General features: G+C 74.3%; 12 protein-coding genes and 1 pseudogene. 5 read left to right on the forward strand and 8 right to left on the reverse strand.

Translation table 11 applies throughout. From position 1 onward, the window contains the following. Positions 1–18 precede the first annotated feature (18 nt). Positions 19–2940 (forward strand): AAA family ATPase, encoded by a 2922-nt coding sequence (locus A8711_RS18980; RefSeq protein ID WP_233607878.1) that lies wholly within the window; start codon positions 19–21, stop codon positions 2938–2940. On the opposite strand, the gene A8711_RS18985 is transcribed toward A8711_RS18980, so the two are convergent. Then, a complete protein-coding gene (locus A8711_RS18985) occupies positions 2922–4562 on the reverse strand; it encodes a DUF423 domain-containing protein (RefSeq protein ID WP_069088978.1) in 1641 nt (546 codons plus the stop codon). The genes A8711_RS18980 and A8711_RS18985 overlap by 19 nt on opposite strands. Positions 4563–4622: 60 nt before the next feature. Then, positions 4623–5669, reverse strand: a complete 1047-nt coding sequence (lipA, locus tag A8711_RS18990) for a lipoyl synthase (protein WP_166456624.1) — start codon at positions 5667–5669, stop codon at positions 4623–4625. 357 nt (positions 5670–6026) lie between these two features. On the opposite strand from lipA, the gene aspS reads away from it, so the two are divergent. Then, positions 6027–7313, forward strand: coding sequence for an aspartate--tRNA(Asn) ligase (gene aspS, locus A8711_RS18995; protein WP_069089125.1), 1287 nt, complete (start codon positions 6027–6029; stop codon positions 7311–7313). A 537-nt stretch (positions 7314–7850) separates the two neighbouring features. Here the strand turns inward: aspS and A8711_RS19000 are convergent. The 3 genes from A8711_RS19000 to A8711_RS19010 all read right to left on the reverse strand — a co-directional run bounded on the left by A8711_RS19000 (position 7851) and on the right by A8711_RS19010 (position 10771). Next, entirely contained in the window at positions 7851–8243 is a 393-nt protein-coding gene (locus A8711_RS19000) for a VOC family protein (RefSeq protein WP_043329322.1), read from the reverse strand. 5 nt (positions 8244–8248) lie between these two features. Beyond that, positions 8249–8890 (reverse strand): lipoyl(octanoyl) transferase LipB, encoded by a 642-nt coding sequence (lipB, locus tag A8711_RS19005; protein WP_043329324.1) that lies wholly within the window; start codon positions 8888–8890, stop codon positions 8249–8251. A 69-nt stretch (positions 8891–8959) separates the two neighbouring features. After that, on the reverse strand, positions 8960–10771 hold the full coding sequence (locus tag A8711_RS19010) for a DUF2079 domain-containing protein (RefSeq protein ID WP_069088979.1): 1812 nt from the start codon (positions 10769–10771) through the stop codon (positions 8960–8962). A 174-nt stretch (positions 10772–10945) separates the two neighbouring features. On the opposite strand from A8711_RS19010, the gene A8711_RS19015 reads away from it, so the two are divergent. Next, a complete protein-coding gene (locus A8711_RS19015) occupies positions 10946–12181 on the forward strand; it encodes a PHB depolymerase family esterase (RefSeq protein ID WP_069088980.1) in 1236 nt (411 codons plus the stop codon). Between the two features lie 28 nt (positions 12182–12209). Here the strand turns inward: A8711_RS19015 and A8711_RS19020 are convergent, their stop codons facing one another. Then, positions 12210–13109: a TIGR01777 family oxidoreductase gene (locus tag A8711_RS19020; RefSeq protein ID WP_069088981.1), complete on the reverse strand. Its 900-nt coding sequence runs from the start codon at positions 13107–13109 to the stop codon at positions 12210–12212. A gap of 124 nt (positions 13110–13233) precedes the next feature. Here A8711_RS19020 and A8711_RS19025 point away from each other — a divergent pair, with 124 nt between their 5' ends. Both A8711_RS19025 and A8711_RS32885 read left to right on the forward strand, forming a co-directional pair. Then, positions 13234–13704, forward strand: coding sequence for a helix-turn-helix domain-containing protein (locus tag A8711_RS19025; protein ID WP_043331068.1), 471 nt, complete (start codon positions 13234–13236; stop codon positions 13702–13704). An 11-nt stretch (positions 13705–13715) separates the two neighbouring features. After that, positions 13716–13979: pseudogene (locus A8711_RS32885) on the forward strand (PIN domain-containing protein); the annotation flags it as partial. Positions 13980–14292: 313 nt separating this feature from the next. Here A8711_RS32885 and A8711_RS19035 read toward each other — a convergent pair. Beyond that, positions 14293–15303: an aldo/keto reductase gene (locus A8711_RS19035; RefSeq protein ID WP_064448294.1), complete on the reverse strand. Its 1011-nt coding sequence runs from the start codon at positions 15301–15303 to the stop codon at positions 14293–14295. 11 nt (positions 15304–15314) lie between these two features. After that, complete coding sequence (locus A8711_RS19040; RefSeq protein ID WP_069088983.1) at positions 15315–16262, reverse strand: LLM class flavin-dependent oxidoreductase; 948 nt, start codon at positions 16260–16262, stop codon at positions 15315–15317. Between the last annotated feature and the right edge of the window lie 65 nt (positions 16263–16327).

Here is a 16327-nt window from a genome sequence, read left to right on the forward strand (position 1 = left end):
CGTGGCATGCTCGACGGCGTGACAGTACGCGCCGCCAGCACCGTCCTCGTCGGCCGCCGGCCCGAGCTGACAGTGCTCGGCGACGCGCTGGCCCGGGCACGCTCCGGCGACCCGACGACCGTGCTCGTGGGCGGCGAGGCCGGGGTCGGCAAGACCCGGCTGCTGGAGGAGTTCGGCACGCACGTCCACACCGCCGGGGCGCGGCTGCTGGTCGGCCAGTGCCTGGAACTGGGCGAGGCCGGCCTGCCGTTCGCCCCGTTCGCGGCCGCGCTGCGCGACGTGCTGCGCCACGACGGGCCGGCCGCCTTCGCCGGCTACGAGGCGGAGTTCGCCCGGCTGCTGCCCGAGCTGGCCCGGATGCCCGCAGGCGTCGCCGCGCCCGCCGGGCCGGCCCTCGCCGACACCCCGCGCGGCTACCTGTTCGACCTGGTCGCCGACCTGTTCCGGCGCATCGCCGAGGAACGCCCGCTGGTGCTGGTGATCGAGGACCTGCACTGGGCCGACCGCTCCACCCGCGACCTGATCGGCTTCCTGGTGCGGGCCGCCCGCGCCACCCGCCTGCTGGTGGTCTGCACGTACCGCACCGACGAGCTGCACCGCGGGCACCCGCTGCGGCCGTTCCTCGCCGAGCTGGACCGGGTCCGCGGCGTGGACCGGATCGAGCTGGGCCGCCTCGACCGCGACGGCACCGCCGCCGTGCTCGCCGACCTGCTCGGTGTCGAGCAGTTCGCCCGGACCGTGGACGACGTGCACGAACGCACCCAGGGCAACCCGTTCTTCATCGAGGAGCTGGCCGCCGCCGGTGGCCCGGTCGGCTGCGCCACCATCCCGGAGACGCTGCGCGACCTGCTGCTGGCCCGCGTCGACCGGCTGCCCGAGCCGGCCCAGCGGGTGCTGCGGATCGCCGCCGCCGGCGGCACCCGCTTCGCCCACCAGCTGCTCGCCGAGGTGGCCGGCCTGCCCGAGGCCGAACTGGAGGACGCGCTGCGCGCCGCCGTGGCCGGTCAGCTCGTGGTGGCCGACCCGGACGGCGACTACGAGTTCCGGCACGCGCTGGTCCGCGAGGCGGTGCACGACGACCTGCTGCCCGGCGAGCACGCCCGGCTGCACGCCCGGTACGCCGCCGCGATCGAGGCCCAACCCCACCTGGTCGCCGCCGGTCGCGCGCCGGCCGAGATCGCCCACCACTGGTATGCGGCGCACGACCACCCGCGCGCGCTCACCGCCGCCCGGGTCGCCGCCGAGGCAGCCGCCGAACGGTACGCGTACGCCGAGCAGAGCCGCCTGCTGGAGCGCGTCCTCGAACTGTGGGAGCAGGTGCCCGACGCCGCCGACCGGCTCGGCATGGACCACCTGCGGGTACTGGAGGACACGCTCATCGCCGCGGTCACCGCCGGTGACCTCAGCCGGGCGCTCACGCTCACCCGGGCCGCGCTGGCCGAGGTCGACCCCGACGCCGAACCGCTGCGCGCCGCCCGCCTGCTCGACCACCGGGGCCGGCTGTTCGCGCTGCTCGGCAAGAGCGACGGCGCGGCCGAGCTGCGCGAGGCGTACCGGCTGGCGGCCCGCGCCCCCGACGGCCCGGAACGGTTCGCCGTGCTGGCCGACATCGCGTCGCACCTGATGAAGGTCGACCCGCGCGAGGCCGCCACGGTGGCCGCCGAAGCCGCGGCCGGCGCGTCCGAGGTCGGCACCGACCTGGTGCTGCTGCCCACCCGGATCGCCCTGCTGCACCGCCTCGACGGCACGCCGGAGCGCGGGCTGGCCGAGCTGCGCCGGGTCGAGGCGCGGGCCCGTGCCGCCGGTGACTCGTGGGCCCTGGTCAGCGCGCTGGTCTTCCTCTCCGACGTGCTCTACGAGCTGGGCCGCTACGACGAGTCCGAGCAGGCGGCCGCGGCCGGGGTGACCGAGGCGCGCCGGGTCGGCATCAGCCGCTCGATCGGGGCGTACCTGCTGTCGAACCGGGCCGAGGCGCTGATCGCGCTGGGCCGCTGGGACGAGGCGGACGCCACCTGCGCCGAGGCGGCCCGCATCGACCCGCCGGGCGTCTCCGGTCTGCACTGGCTGCAACTGCGCGCCGGGCTGCACCTGGCCCGCGCCCACCCCGCCGCCGACGAGGTCGTCGGGCGGGCGCTGGCGTTCCTCAGCCGCCCCTACCTGTGGCCCAACCACCGGCTGCCGCTGCACGAGCTGCGCGTCGAGGCCGCGCTCGCCGCCGACGACAAGCTGGAAGCGGTACGCGCGGCGCGCGCCGCCCTGGCCGACCCGCACCTGGCCGACCTGCCGCGCGAGGGCTGGCCGGTGCTCGGCGCGGTGGCGCGTACCGCCGCGCTGACCGGTGACGCGACGCTCGCCGCCGACGTGTCCACGAGGGCCGCCGCGCTGCCCGCCCGGTACCCGGCCGAACAGGCGTACGCGGCGCACGTCACGGCAGTCCTGGCCGGGCTCGCGCCCACCGGTCCCGCCGGGGCGCTCGCGCAGTGGCGGGCGGCGGTGGCGGCGTGGCGGACGGCCGGGCAGCCGTACCCGCTGGGCCGGGCGCTGCTCGGGCTGGCCGAGGCGGCCGCCGCGGCGGGCGAGCGGGACGACGTGGCCGCCGCGGTACGGGAGACGGTCGAGGTGGCCGCCCGGCTCGGCGCCACCCCGCTGGGCGAGCAGGCGGCGACGCTGGCCCGCCGGGTCGGGCTGCGCGGCACCGGGCGACCCGGGCCGGACCTGCTGACCAGCCGGGAACGGGAGGTGCTGCGGCTGGTGGCCGAGGGGCACAGCAACAGCCGCATCGCCGAGCGGCTGTTCATCTCGCCGAAGACGGCGAGCGTGCACGTGTCCCGGATCATCGCCAAGCTGGACGTGACCAACCGGGTGGAGGCCGCCGCGCTGGCCCACCGCCTCGGTCTGCTCGACCCGCCACCGGGCCTGCGTCAGCGGCGTGGCAGGTAGATCCGCCAGCCGGCGACCGTGACGACGTCGAGCGCGCCGGGTTCGGGGCCGAGGCGCGCGTCCAGCCGGGCGGCCAGCGGCGAGCCGGCGAGCGCCACCCAGGCGGCCTCCGGGTCGGCGGCCACCTCCCGCCGGTACGCGGGCAGCCGGTCGAATCCGGGGCGCAGATCGTCCTCGACCACGGCGCAGAGCACGTTCTCGCCGGTGGCGTAGGTGAGCCGGTTGCACGTCCAGTAGCCGCCGCGCACGTGCCGGACGCCGAGCGCGCCGAGCGTGTCCACGAGCGAGCGGTGCCGGTCGGCCTCGGCGTGCACGGCCGGGGCCGCCCGGATCACCTCCACTGTGGTCGCCGCGCCGGTTCCGAGCACACCCGCGAGCACCGCCACCGCCCCGACACCCGCCACGCGGGCCCTAGCCCCGGCCGCCCGTTCGCCGGCCGCCTTGATCGACTCCACCTCGGCGAGTGGGCGGACGGCCTGCCACAGTGGCCAGAGCAGGGCGGGCACCGCCACCGCCAGGCACGACAGGTACCGGCTGCTCTCGATCGGCGTCCGCCCGGCCGCGTTGCTGACCGCGTAGGCGGCGAGGACCCCGGCCGCGCCGCCGAGCAGCGCCAGCCGCACCCCGGCCGACACCCGCTCCACCGAGCGTGGACCGCCCCAGGTTCGTCGCAGGGTGTGCCACGCGGTGAACGCGGCCAGCGCCAGCAGCACCGGGAACGCGAGCGCCCACCAGAGCTGCCAGGTGGCGCACCGGCCGGGCGAGCAGAAGCCCATCGCCAGCGGCGGCCCGAGCACCAGCCCGCCGTGCAGCCGGTCGGCCCAGTCCGCGGCAGCGCCCGTGCCACCGGCCGCCAGCACCGCGCTCACCGGGTTGCGGCCGTGCCGGAGGCTGTCCACGAGCATCGGCGCGGTACCCAGCAGCAGCGCCCCGGCCAGCACCACACCGGCCCGCCCGGCCAGTTCCCGCCACCGCCACGCCACGAGCAGCGCGCCGAGCGTCAGCACGTACGGCAGGATCAGCGGGTCCACCCAGAGCAGCACCCCGGCGATCAGCCCCCAGGCCGCCCAGCGGGGCAGCCGCGCGCCCGCCCCGGTCACGCAGAGCCCGACGGTGAGCAGCGCCAGCGCCGCGCCGGCCGGGTTCAGCTCCGGATAGCCGCCACCGGCGATGAGCTGGTTCTTCACGACCCGGTCCGCGCCGAGCGCCAGCACGGCGACGACCAGCAGGGCGTACCAGCGGTCACCGCCGAGCCGCCGGGTCAGCCGCCAGGACAGCAGCAGGAACAGCGCGTACAGCGCCAGCGTGGGCAGCCGCAGCACGAGCACCGACGGTCCGGCCAGCGCGATCAGCGGCGCGGCCAGGTACGCCTCCAGCGTGCCCATGTACGCCTGGCCGTAGAACCACACCGGGAAGCCGTCACCGCGGGCGATGTGCAGGGCGGCCAGCCCCATCGTCGCCTCGTCGCTGTTGGTGGGCGGCACGTCGGCGAACAGCAGCGCCAGCCGGTAGCCCACAGCGGCGAACCCGACGAGCACGGCGAGCAGCGTCGGTAACGGCAGCCGCCGGGGCGTACGGGAGCGCACGGTCTCGCGTGGCTCCTCGCGTACCCCGGCGGTCATGCCTGTGATCATGGCATCCGGCGGGCGGCCGGCGGCGGGTGACGCGGTCGACGGCCGGCCTCAGCCGGCGGCGACGACCTCCCGGCGGGCGTCGAGCGCCTGCTGGTAGAGGCGGCCCGCGCGGTACGACGAACGGACCAGCGGGCCGCTCATCACGCCCGCGAAGCCGATCTCCTCGGCCTCCTCGCGCAGCTCGACGAACTCCTCCGGCTTGACCCAGCGGGTGACCGGGTGGTGCCGGGGGGAGGGGCGCAGGTACTGCGTGATGGTGATCAGCTCGCAGCCCGCCTCGTGCAGGTCGCGCAGCGCCTGGGACACCTCGGCGCGCTCCTCGCCCATGCCCAGGATGAGGTTGCTCTTGGTGACCAGGCCGTCGGCGCGGGCCTGGCGGATCACGTCGAGCGAGCGCTCGTAGCGGAACGCCGGGCGGATCCGCTTGAAGATGCGCGGCACCGTCTCCACGTTGTGCGCCAGCACCTCGGGCCGCGAGCCGAACACCTCGGCGAGCTGCTCGGGGACGGCGTTGAAGTCGGGGATCAGCAGCTCGACACCGCAGCCGGACTGCAGCGCGTGGATCTGCCGGACCGTCTCGGCGTAGAGCCAGGCGCCACCGTCGGGCAGGTCGTCGCGGGCGACACCGGTGATGGTCGCGTAACGCAGACCCATCGCGGCGACCGACTCGGCGACGCGCCGCGGCTCGTCGGCGTCGAACTCGGCCGGCTTTCCGGTGTCGATCTGACAGAAGTCGCAGCGCCGGGTGCACTGGTCACCACCGATGAGGAAGGTGGCCTCCCGGTCCTCCCAGCACTCGTAGATGTTGGGGCAGCCGGCCTCCTGGCACACGGTGTGCAGCCCCTCGCGCGAGACGAGCCCGCGCAACTGGGTGTACTCCGGGCCCATCTTGGCCTTGACCTTGATCCACGGCGGCTTGCGCTCGATCGGCGTCTCGGCGTTGCGTGCCTCGATCCGCAGCATGCGCCGCCCCTCCGGGGCGACCGTCGCGGGGCGCGCGGGCTGCTCAGTCGTCGGCGCGGATTGCTCGATCGTCACAAAACCGAGCGTACGCCGGTCGGCGCCGGTCGATGAACGGCGGGCGACCGCCGTCACCCCGGAATCGCTGTGACACCGGACACGAAGGGCCAAAAATCCCGGTCACACCGCGAGGCGCCCGGTGCTAGCGTGCCGGGCAGAGCTGTGACGGAGCCGAGTAACGGACCGATCCGCCAGTCGAGAGAGCCGCCGGTTGCTGCGAGGCGGTCTGGCGCCGGGCCGTGAAGACCCTCCCGAGCTGCGGGAAGAACAGCGCCTGTGCGCCCAGTAGAGCCCGCCCGGCCGGCCCCGGTGAAAAGGCGACGAACGAGGCTCCCGCCCCGGCGGGAGCGAAGGTGTGGTGGCACCGCGAGGTTCCCGCTCGCCCACACCTCCCTGGGGATCGCGTTGCGATTGGTCAAGGAGGTAGTCGTCGTGCAACGCATCCTGTCCTCCCAACTCCCCGCCCAGGTGGGCGCCACCGTGCGGCTCGCCGGCTGGGTCCACCGCCGCCGGCTGCTCAAGTCGGTGGCCTTCCTGGTCCTCCGCGACGGCGGCGGGCTCGCCCAGGTGGTGGTCACCGCGCCCGCCGTGCGCGCACAGGTCGAGGCGCTCACCGAGGAGACGGTCGTCGAGGTGGTCGGCACGGTGGTCGCGAACCCGGCCGCGCCCGCCGGGGTCGAGGTCGTCGAGCCGACGGTACGTCCGCTCAAGCCGCCCGCCGTCCCGCCCCCGTTCGACCTGTACCGGCCGGTGCTCACGGCCGGCCTGTCCACCCAGCTCGACCACGCGCCGGTCGCGCTGCGGCACCCGAGCCGATCCGCCGCGCTGCGGATCTCGGCGGCGGCCGTGTCCGGCTTCCGGGCCACGCTCGACGGGCAGGGCTTCGTCGAGGTGCACACGCCGAAGGTGGTCGCCTCGTCCACCGAGAGCGGGGCGAACGTGTTCGCGCTGGACTGGTTCGGCCGTCCCGCCTACCTGGCCCAGTCGCCGCAGTTCTACAAGCAGCTCATGGTGGGCGTCTTCGAGCGGGTGTACGAGGTCGGGCCGGTGTTCCGCGCCGAGCCGCACGACACGGCGCGGCACCTGGCCCAGTACACGTCGCTCGACGTCGAGCTGGGGTTCGTGGCCGACCACCGGGACGTGATGGCGGTGCTGCGGGACACCCTGGCCGGGATGGTGGCGACAGTCGCCGACCGGGCGGACGGTGCGCTGGCCACGCTCGGCGTGACGGTGCCGGAGGTGCCGGCCGAGATCCCGGCGGTGCACTTCACCGAGGCGTTGACGATCGCCGGCGCGCCGCCTTCCGAACCCGATCTGGCCCCGGCGCACGAGCGGGCGCTGGGGGAGTGGGCGCTCCGGGAGCACGGCAGCGACTTTCTCTTCGTCACCGGCTATCCGATGGCGAAGCGCCCCTTCTACACCCACCCGGACCCGGCGCGGCCCGCGTACTCGAACGGTTTCGACCTGCTGTTCCGCGGCGTGGAGTTGGTCACCGGCGGGCAGCGGCTGCACCGGCACGCCGACTACCTGGCCGCGCTGGCGGCGCGCGGCGAGCCGGTCGAGCCGTACGCCGGGTACGTGGACGCGTTCCGGCACGGCATGCCGCCGCACGGCGGGTTCGCGATCGGGCTGGAGCGGTTCGTCGCGCGGCTGACGGGCGCGGCGAACGTCCGGGAGGTGACCGCCTTCCCGCGCGACCTGCACCGCCTCGCGCCCTGACGGCTGCGCCCTCGCGCGGCTTGCTCCGTGCCGGTCCGCGGCGGCGGGCTCGCTCCTAGCCGGTTCCGGTCCCGGTTCCGACCCCGATGGCGGGCGCGGGCTCGGCATCGGGCCGGCGGTCTCGCCGCCGACCTCCGGAATCGGTTCGGATCTGCCACTGAGCGTGACGAGAGGTCGCTCGGCCTAGTGGTCACTCTCGGTGAGGGTTGTTTCGGGGCGGTCGAGAGGCCCTCGGCGTCGGCGGATTGCGCTGAGCTGGGGTTATGGCGGACTGCCGTCCGGAGGGAGGGAAGGGTGTCTGCGCCCTTTGCTCTGCAGCCACGAGCGCAACGGTCGACCGGGCGTGATCGTTGCGGATCTGGCTGCAGAGCAAAGTCGGCGAGAGGTCACATGCCGCGGACGCGGCGTTGTCACTCACCGTGACCGATGGCGGGGTGGGGGCTGGGCGAGCGGCGGTTCTGGGCGGACGGCGATCCGGCCCGGTCGGCCACCGCGCCGCCGAGCGGTCGGGCCGGGCCGATCGGCCGGACCGGGCGGTCAGGCCGGGCCGAGCAGGTCCCAGAGGTTGCCGGCGATGTCGCGGAAGACCGCGACCCGGCCGTACGGCTCGGTGCGGGGCGGCCGGACGAACTCGACCCCCGCGTCGGCCATCCGGCGGTACACCGCCTCGAAGTCGTCGACCTGGAGGAAGAAACCCACCCGGCCGTGGGTCTGGTCGCCCACCGCACCGGCCTGGTGCTCACCGTCGGCGCGGGCCAGCAGCAGGCCGGTGCCACCGCCCGGCGGGCGTACCACCACCCAGCGCTTGGGCCGGCCGTCGTTCGTCAGCGAGGGCTTGTCCTCGGCCAGCTCGAACCCGAGCACCTCGGTGAAGAACGCGATCGCCGGGTCGTACTCGGCGACGACGAGCGTGACCAGGTCGAGCCGCACGGGGCTCAGACCTGCGTCAGCGTCGGCAGGTGTCGCTCGACCACCGGCAGCACGTCGGCGACGGTAATCGGCCGGCCCAGCTCGGCGGTCAGCGAGGTGACCCCGGCGTCGCGGATGCCGCAGGGCACGATCCGGTCGAAGAAGCCCAGGTCGCAGTCGCAGTTGACGGAGAAGCCGTGCAGCGTGACGCCGCGGGCCACCCGGATGCCGATGGCGGCCACCTTGCGGGCCGGGCCCCTGTCGTCCTCCGGCACCCACACGCCGGAGCGCCCCTCGACCCGGCCGGCGGCCAGCCCGAACTCGGCGCACACGTCGATCAGCAGCTGCTCGGTGCGGCGGACGTACGCGACCACGTCGACCGGGTCGGGCAGCCGGACGATCGGGTAGCCGACGAGCTGCCCCGGACCGTGCCAGGTGATCTTCCCGCCGCGGTCCACGTCCACCACCGGGGTGCCGTCCATCGGGCGGTCCCACGGCTCGGTGCGCTTGCCGGCGGTGTAGACGCTGGGGTGCTCCAGCAGCAGCACCGTGTCGCCCTGCTCGCCGGCCACCACCGCCTCGTGCAGCCGGCGCTGCTCGTCCCAGGCGGCCTGGTAGTCGAGCAGGCCGGCGCGGACGGCGGTCAGCCCGGAAGTCGTCACGCTCACCCGTCCAGCCTAGTCCCGCCCCCGGGAACCGGACCCGTGAGCCTCGTCGCCATCGGGCCGAGGTGGCGGTCAGTCCGGCACCCGCCACAGCCAGACGTCCTCCACCCGCTCCGGCTCGCCGAGCAGCGCGGTGGCGGTACGCCGCAGCGCGTCCTCGTCGACGTCGTACTTCGCGCCGTGCACCCGGTCCGGCAGCACCACCGCCCGCACGCCCCAGTGGCGCAGGTCCGCCCGGGACTCGCGGATGCTGCCGTCGGTGATGATCGGCACCAGCCCGGTCCGGCCGGCCTGGTCCATCAGTGAGTCGAAGGTGCGCGGCACCGGCCCGATCCGGCCCCGGCCCTCCGGACCGCCCGGGCCGAGGAAGAACCCGGCCGGGATGCGGAACTCACCCTGCCGGTGGGCCAGCGCGTACGCCTGCCAGCGCTGCCCGTCCGGGTACACGTCGACGGTCAGCGGCAGCGGGGTCAGCACCCCGTCGGGCGGGACATAGCGCTGCCAGGCGCCACTGGTGATGAACGCCGGGATCGGCTCGCGGACGCTGGTCAGCAGTGGCGTCGGCACCAGCGGCAGCAGCGCGGCGACGAACCCGAGCGCCCAGGCCACGCCGACGGCGCGGCGCCGGGGCGGCCGGGCGCGCAGCGCGTCGATCGCGTACGCCAGCAGCAGGCCGATCACCGGCGCGACGACAAGGGCCAGCCGGGACGGCAGCGCCGCGTTGATCACCGGCAGGTTGTCCAGCACCCCGAACGGCAGCGTCTGGTCGAAACGGCGGCCGTTCCACTTCACCGTCGGCCCCCACGACAGCACCGCGAAGACCACCGCGGTCACCCCGAGCGCCGCGAGGGTGGCCCGGAACGCCCGGTCCGCGCGCCACCACAGCAGCGCGAAGCAGGCGACACCAAGCACGAGCAGCGGTACGCCGAAGAACGAGTTCTCCTCCGTCGGGTTGGGCGCCAGCGAGGTGCCCCACCCGGCCCAGCCGGCCAGCGACCGGCGCGGGTACGACCCGTACGCGGCGATGTCCTCGGAGTGGATCAGCGGGTCGAAGCCGGTGCCGTGGAACCGCTGCGGCCCGAGGAAGTGCAGCCAGAGCGGGTACGCCAGCAGCGCTCCGGCGACGAGCGCGGTGACTCCGAGCCCGGCCGCCATCCGGGGCAGCGCGGCGCGTACCTCCGGCCACCGGGCCGGGTGCAGCGCCCAGACGGCGAGGAACACGCCGAGCGCCAGCGCGGTGAAGAACAGCCCTTCGGCGGCGATCGAGAACGCGGCCGCCACCAGCAGCCCGAGCACGATCCCGCCGGTGACCGCGCGGCCGGGGCGGCGCAGCCGGAACACGCCCCAGATCAGCAGCGGCACCAGCCAGCCGGCGGTCCAGTTCAGGTGCGCGTTGGCGTGCGACACCATCGCCGGGCAGAAGGCGATGAACAGCGCCCCCACACCGGCGGCCAGCCGGCTGCGCACCAGGTACCGGCTCAGCAGCCAGTACCAGGCCACCGCGGTGGCGGCGAGGTTGAGCGTGAGGATCACCAGGAACGTCGCGGGCGGCCCGATCAGGTACGTCAGCGGCGCGAAGACCGCCGCGTACACGGTGATCGAGGTGTTCACCGCGAGGTTCACCCCGTCCGGGACGTTGATCAGCGTGGTGTAGAGCGGGTTCTCCCCGTGGGTGAGCGCGTGCCCGCCGAACGCCAGCAGCCACTCGAACAGCGCCTGGTCGCTGGAGTTGACCGTGATGGCACGGCTGTTCGGATCACGCCACATGCCGCTGGTGACCCAGAAGGCCAGAGCCAGGGCGGCGAGCGTCACCAGCAGGTCGGCCCGCCGGTCACGGACGCGGGTCGTCGACGGCCCGGTGGCCAGGAACGGGGAGGACGGCACGCAGCGGACGTTACCAACCGGACCTGGGCAGACCGCCCGGACACGAAACTCACCCGCACACTTCGGCGGTCGTGAATGTGTGAGCGGCGGCCATTCCGGTGTGACGAAACGCAGCCGTAACGTCGCGGCAACCCGGAGGTGACTCAGTTCACATTCCACGATCGGGAGGTTCCCGTGCCCCGCTCCTCATCCCTCATCGCCCGCGTCGCCGGGGCGGCGGCCGGGGTCGTGCTGGCCGCGGCCACCGCGCTGGTCGCCGCCCTTCCCGCCCAGGCCGCCACGCTCACCCAGGTCACCGGCTTCGGCTCCAACCCCGGAAACCTGACCATGTACGCGTACCGCCCGGACGGCCTGCCGGCCGGCGCGCCCGCCGTGGTGCTGCTGCACGGGTGCGTGCAGAACGCCTCGACCTACGTCGCCAACTCCGGCTGGCAGAAGTACGCCGACCAGTGGAAGTTCACGCTCATCGCGCCGCAGCAGCCCAGCGGCAACAACGCCAACTCCTGCTTCAACTGGTTCGAGACCGGTGACACCGCGCGCGGCCAGGGCGAGGCGCTGTCGATCAAGCAGATGGTCGACTACGCCAGGACCACCTACGGCACCGACGGCGCCCGCGTGTACGTCAGCGGCCTCTCCGCCGGCGGCGCGATGAGCGCGGCCATGCTCGCCGCCTACCCGGACGTCTTCGCCGGCGGCTCGATCATCGCCGGCATCCCGTACCGCTGCGCCAACAGCACCGTCACCGCGTTCAGCTGCATGAACCCGGGTGTGGACAAGACCCCGGCCCAGTGGGGCGACCTGGTCCGCGGCGCGTACGCCGGCTACACCGGCAAGCGGCCCCGGGTGGCGATCTGGCACGGCACCAGCGACACCACTGTGGCGACCGCGAACGCCGCCGAGTCCCGGGACCAGTGGACGAACGTGCTGGGCCTGTCGACCACCCCGACCAGCACGTCCACGCTGCCGTCCGGCACGAGCCTGGAGGTCTACGGCAACGACCAGGTCCGCCTCTACCGGGTCTCCGGCATGGGCCACGGCACCCCCGTCGACCCGGGTACGGGGGCGGACCAGTGCGGCACCGCCGGGGCGTACTTCCTGGACACCATCTGTTCGACGTACCGGGACGCGCTCTTCTTCGGGCTCGGCGGTGGCGGCGCCTCGCCGAGCCCGACCCCGACGGCGACCGCGTCACCCACGCCCACCGCGTCGCCCTCGCCCACGCCATCGCCGACCGGCGCGCCGGTCTGCGTCACCGCCAGCAACTACGCGCACGTGGTGGCCGGGCGGGCCTACCAGTCCGGCGGGTACGCCTACGCGCTGGGCAGCGGGCAGCGGATGGGCCTCTACAACACCTTCTACACGAGCACGCTCAAGCAGACCGGGCCCGCGTACTGGGTGATCGGCTGCTGAACGGCCACGCCGCGCCGCCCTCGCGGGCTCACTCCGTGAGGGCGGCGCGCAGCGCGCCCGGCAGGTCCGGATGCGTCCAGGGAAAGCCGGACTTGTCGAGTACGCCCGGCAGCACCCGGGTGCTGGTGAGCGCCTCCTGCGAGAAGCCGCCCAGCACCACCTTCAGCGCCACCGCCGGGATCGGCATGATCGCGGGGCGGTGCAGCTGACGGGCGAGTTCCCGGGTGAACTCGGCGTTGGTGACCGGCGCCGGGCCGACCACGTTGACCGGGCCCGCCACGTCGTCGCGGTCGAGCAGGAACTTCGCCGCGTTCAGCCAGTCCCGCATCGAGATCCACGGCAGCCACTGCCGCCCGTTGCCCAGCTTGCCGCCGACGCCGAGCCGGAACGGCAGCAGCTGCGGCTTGAGCAGGCCGCCGTCGCGGTGCAGCGGCAGTCCGGTACGCAGCCGCACCACCCGTACGCCCGCATCCTCGGCCGGCCGGGTCGCGGCCTCCCACACCCGGCAGACGTCGGCGAGGAACCCCTCACCGGCCGGCGCCTCCTCGGTGACCGCGCGGTCACCGGTGTTGCCGTACCAGCCGACCGCCGAGGAGTTCAGCAGCACCGCGGGCCGGTCCGCGGCGGGCAGACCGGCGATCGTGATGGCGAGCGTGGTGGTGCTGTCCACGCGGCTGGTCCGGATCAGCTTCCGGTACTCGTCGTTCCAGCGCTTGTCGCCCACCCCGGCCCCGGCCAGGTTCACCACCGCGTCCGCCTCGGCGACGCACTGCGGGTCCAGCTGCGCGGCGGACGGGTTCCACTGGCGCTCGGCGGGTGTGCGTGGTGGGCGGCGGACCAGGCGGGTGACCTGGTGGCCGTCCGCGGTGAGGCAGTCGACCAGTCGGGTGCCGAGGAAACCGGACGCGCCGGCCATGAGGATCCGCATGCTCACATCTTCGAGTACGTGGCGCGATTCGGATGCGTGGAGCGAAATCACTCACTCGTCACGCCCACCCGTCACGCGCGCTGAACGCGTTGCGTTTTTTTCGAATAGCGATACCCTTGTGGTCATGAGCAGCGCGCTGCGTGAACGTACCGTCCTTCCTCCGGACGACCCGGCTGAGCTGGCCCGGTTCGTGCACGAACTGCGGAGCGCCAGCGGTCGTGCGCGGGCCAGGCTGGTCGGGCCGGACGGGTCCGAGATCGAGATCCCCGACGAGTTGTACGGAGTGCTGCGGGACGTGGTGACGGCACTGTCCGAAGGGCTTGCGATCTCCATCGCACCGCACAACACGATGCTGACGACCCAGGAGGCGGCAGACCTGCTCAACATCTCCCGGCCCACGCTGGTCCGGTTGCTGTCCGAGGGCGAGATGCCGCACACGATGCGCGGCCGTCACCGGCGAGTCATGCTCCGGGACGTTCTCGACTACCAGGAGCGGACCCGGCAGGCACGCCGCCGGACGCTCGACCGGATGACCGCCGAAGCCGAGGAAGACGGCCTGTACGACGCGACGGCCACACCGCGCAGGACGAGATGAGCGTGACCTGAGTGGCGTTCCCGGCTTTTCTCGACACCTGCGTCCTCTACCCGGCGCATCTCTGCGACACCCTGCTGCGGCTGGCCGAGGTCGCCGCCTACCGGCCCCTCTGGTCCAGGGACGTCCTTGACGAGCTGCGACGCAACCTGATCGCACGAGGCATCGCGGAGGAGCGGGTCGACCGCCGGATCGGCCAGATGTCCGAGGCGTTCCCGGACGCCATGGTCAGCGGGTACGAGTCGCTCATCGACGGCATGTCCAACGATCCCAAGGACCGGCACGTGCTGGCTGCCGCCGTCCGGGCGAACGCGGAAGTGCTGGTCACGTTCAACGTCGGTGATTTTCCCGAGGCGTCGCTCAAGTCCTTCGACATCGTGGCGATGCACCCGGACGACTTCCTGCTCGACCAGCTGGACCTCTACCCGGGGCAGACACTGGACGTCCTGCACCGCCAGGCGGCCGCCTACCGCAGGGAGCCGACGACCGTACCGGTCTGCTCGTACTGCTGGGACGCACCGGCCTGCCCCGGTTCGCCGCGGAGGTCCGCCGGCACCTCTGAGGCGGCCCCCCCGCGGCGGGACAGAGCGGTCAGGCGTCGGCCGGGGCGGTGCGCAGGTCGGCGAGCAGGCGTTCCACCTCGGCGAAGGCCGCCTCCGGCAGCGGCCCGTACGCCAGCGCTCCCAGGTTCTCCTCGGCCTGCGCGACGGTCCGGCAGCCGGGAATCGGCAGCGTGTGCGGGCTGCGGGCGAGCAGCCAGCCCAGCGCGCCCTGGGCGAGCGTGCGGCCGTCGGCGGTCAGCGCCGCACGGACCCGGGCCACCCGCTGCGCCCACTCGGCGCGCGGTACGCCGCCGGTGAACCAGTCCAGCCACTCCGGTGCCACACCACGCACGTCGTCGCCGCCCCGGGCGGTCGGCGCGTCCTGGTACTTCGCGGTGAGCAGGCCCATCGCCAGCGGCCCTCGATTGAGGCTCGCCAGGTCGAACTCCGCGCACACCGCGAGCATGGCGGCGTTGTCCCGCAGCACCGACTGGTCGTGCTGGATCGCCGCGCAGTGCGGTCCCGCCTCGGCGAAGGCGCGCGCCGAGGCGGGGTCGTCGGTGCTCCAGCCGTACGCGCGAATCTTCCCCTCCGCGACCAGGTCCTCCAGCGTGCCGACGAGGTCCAGCGCCCGCGGCACCGGCAGACCGCCCAGGTGGAGCTGGTAGAGGTCGACGTGGTCGGTGCCGAGTCGGCGCAGCGAACCCTCCAGGCTGCGCCGCGCGTACTCGGGACTGGCGTCCTCGCCGAGCGCCTGGCGGGTCTCCTCGTCGGTGGGATAGCCGAACTTGGTCGCGATGACCGCGCGGTCCCGGCGGCCCGCCAGCGCGCGCCCGAGTACCCGCTCGCTGTGCCCGGCGCCGTAGTTGCTGGAGGTGTCGAACAGCGTCGCGCCCAGGTCGAGAGCCCGGTGGACGGTACGCACCGACTCGTCGTCGTCCACCTCGCCCCAGCCCAGCGGTTGGGTGCCGTCCCAGAGCGGGCCGCCGATCGCCCAGCAGCCCATGCCGATCGCGCTGACCTCGATGCCGCTGCGGCCCAGCCGTCGTGTCGTCGTCATGCGCCCAGTGTTCACTTTCGAGTGTGCTCGAAGTCCAGCGCTTTTCCGGCCAGCCGGGGCAGCAGCGGCGCGAGCGGCGCCACCGCGTCGGCGCGTACCGCGAAGTGGGTGACGCCCCAGCGGCGCTCGTGCCCGGCCACCGCCGCGACGATCTCGTCGGGCGTGCCGGCCAGCACGAACGGGGTGGCCAGCACCTCCGCCGGGGTGAGCCCGGTCTCGGCGGCAGTTGTGGCGGCGGCCGCCTCGGCGTCGTCGGTGACCGCGACGTGCTGGACCAGCGCCTCCAGCAGCGGCGGCGTCTCCCGGCCGGCCGCTCCGGCCGCGACGTGGGCGAGCTGCGCCTCGATCTGGTCGGCCCGCCACCGGACGCTGTGCTGGTGGCCGTCGGCCAGGGTGCGGCCGAAGCCGGTCAGACCGACCACGTCGGCGTGCTTCCCGGCCCAGCGCAGCAGCGTCGAGTTGGCCGTGCCGACGGTCAGCGGGATCCGGTCCTGCACCGGGCGCGGCCGGTGCAGGCGTGCCGCGTACGCGGTCAGCTCCTCGGTGTCCACAGTGACCTCGTCGCCGGCCAGCAGCGCCCGTACCGCCTCGGCCACCGCGACGCAGCGGCGGACCCGGGCGGCGACGTCCGGGCGCTCGCGCCCGACGGCCCGCCACTCGGCCGGGGTGTGGCCGGCGCCGAGCCCGAGCCGGGCCCGCCCGCCGGAGACCACGTCCAGCGTGGCCACGTCGGCGGCGAGCAGGATCGGTTCCCGGACGGCGGCGTTGGAGACGTACGAGCCGAGGCCCAGCGTGCTGGTCACGGCTCCGGCGGCGGCCAGCGCGACGAACGGCGACGCGCAGTCGCCCGGATGGTCGGCGGCGAACAGCGCGTCGAAACCGGCCGCCTCGACGGTGCGGGCCAGCTCGGTCCAGCTCGCCGCGTCGGTGGGATGGGCCTGTACGGAGAAGGTCGCCATCGCCTCAGCATCGGCGCGCGCCGGGCCGCGAGCCACCCCGCGCGCGCCGATTCTGCCGACGGCCG

Source organism: Micromonospora sp. II (assembly GCF_001709195.1).
Classification (GTDB): domain Bacteria; phylum Actinomycetota; class Actinomycetes; order Mycobacteriales; family Micromonosporaceae; genus Micromonospora; species Micromonospora chalcea.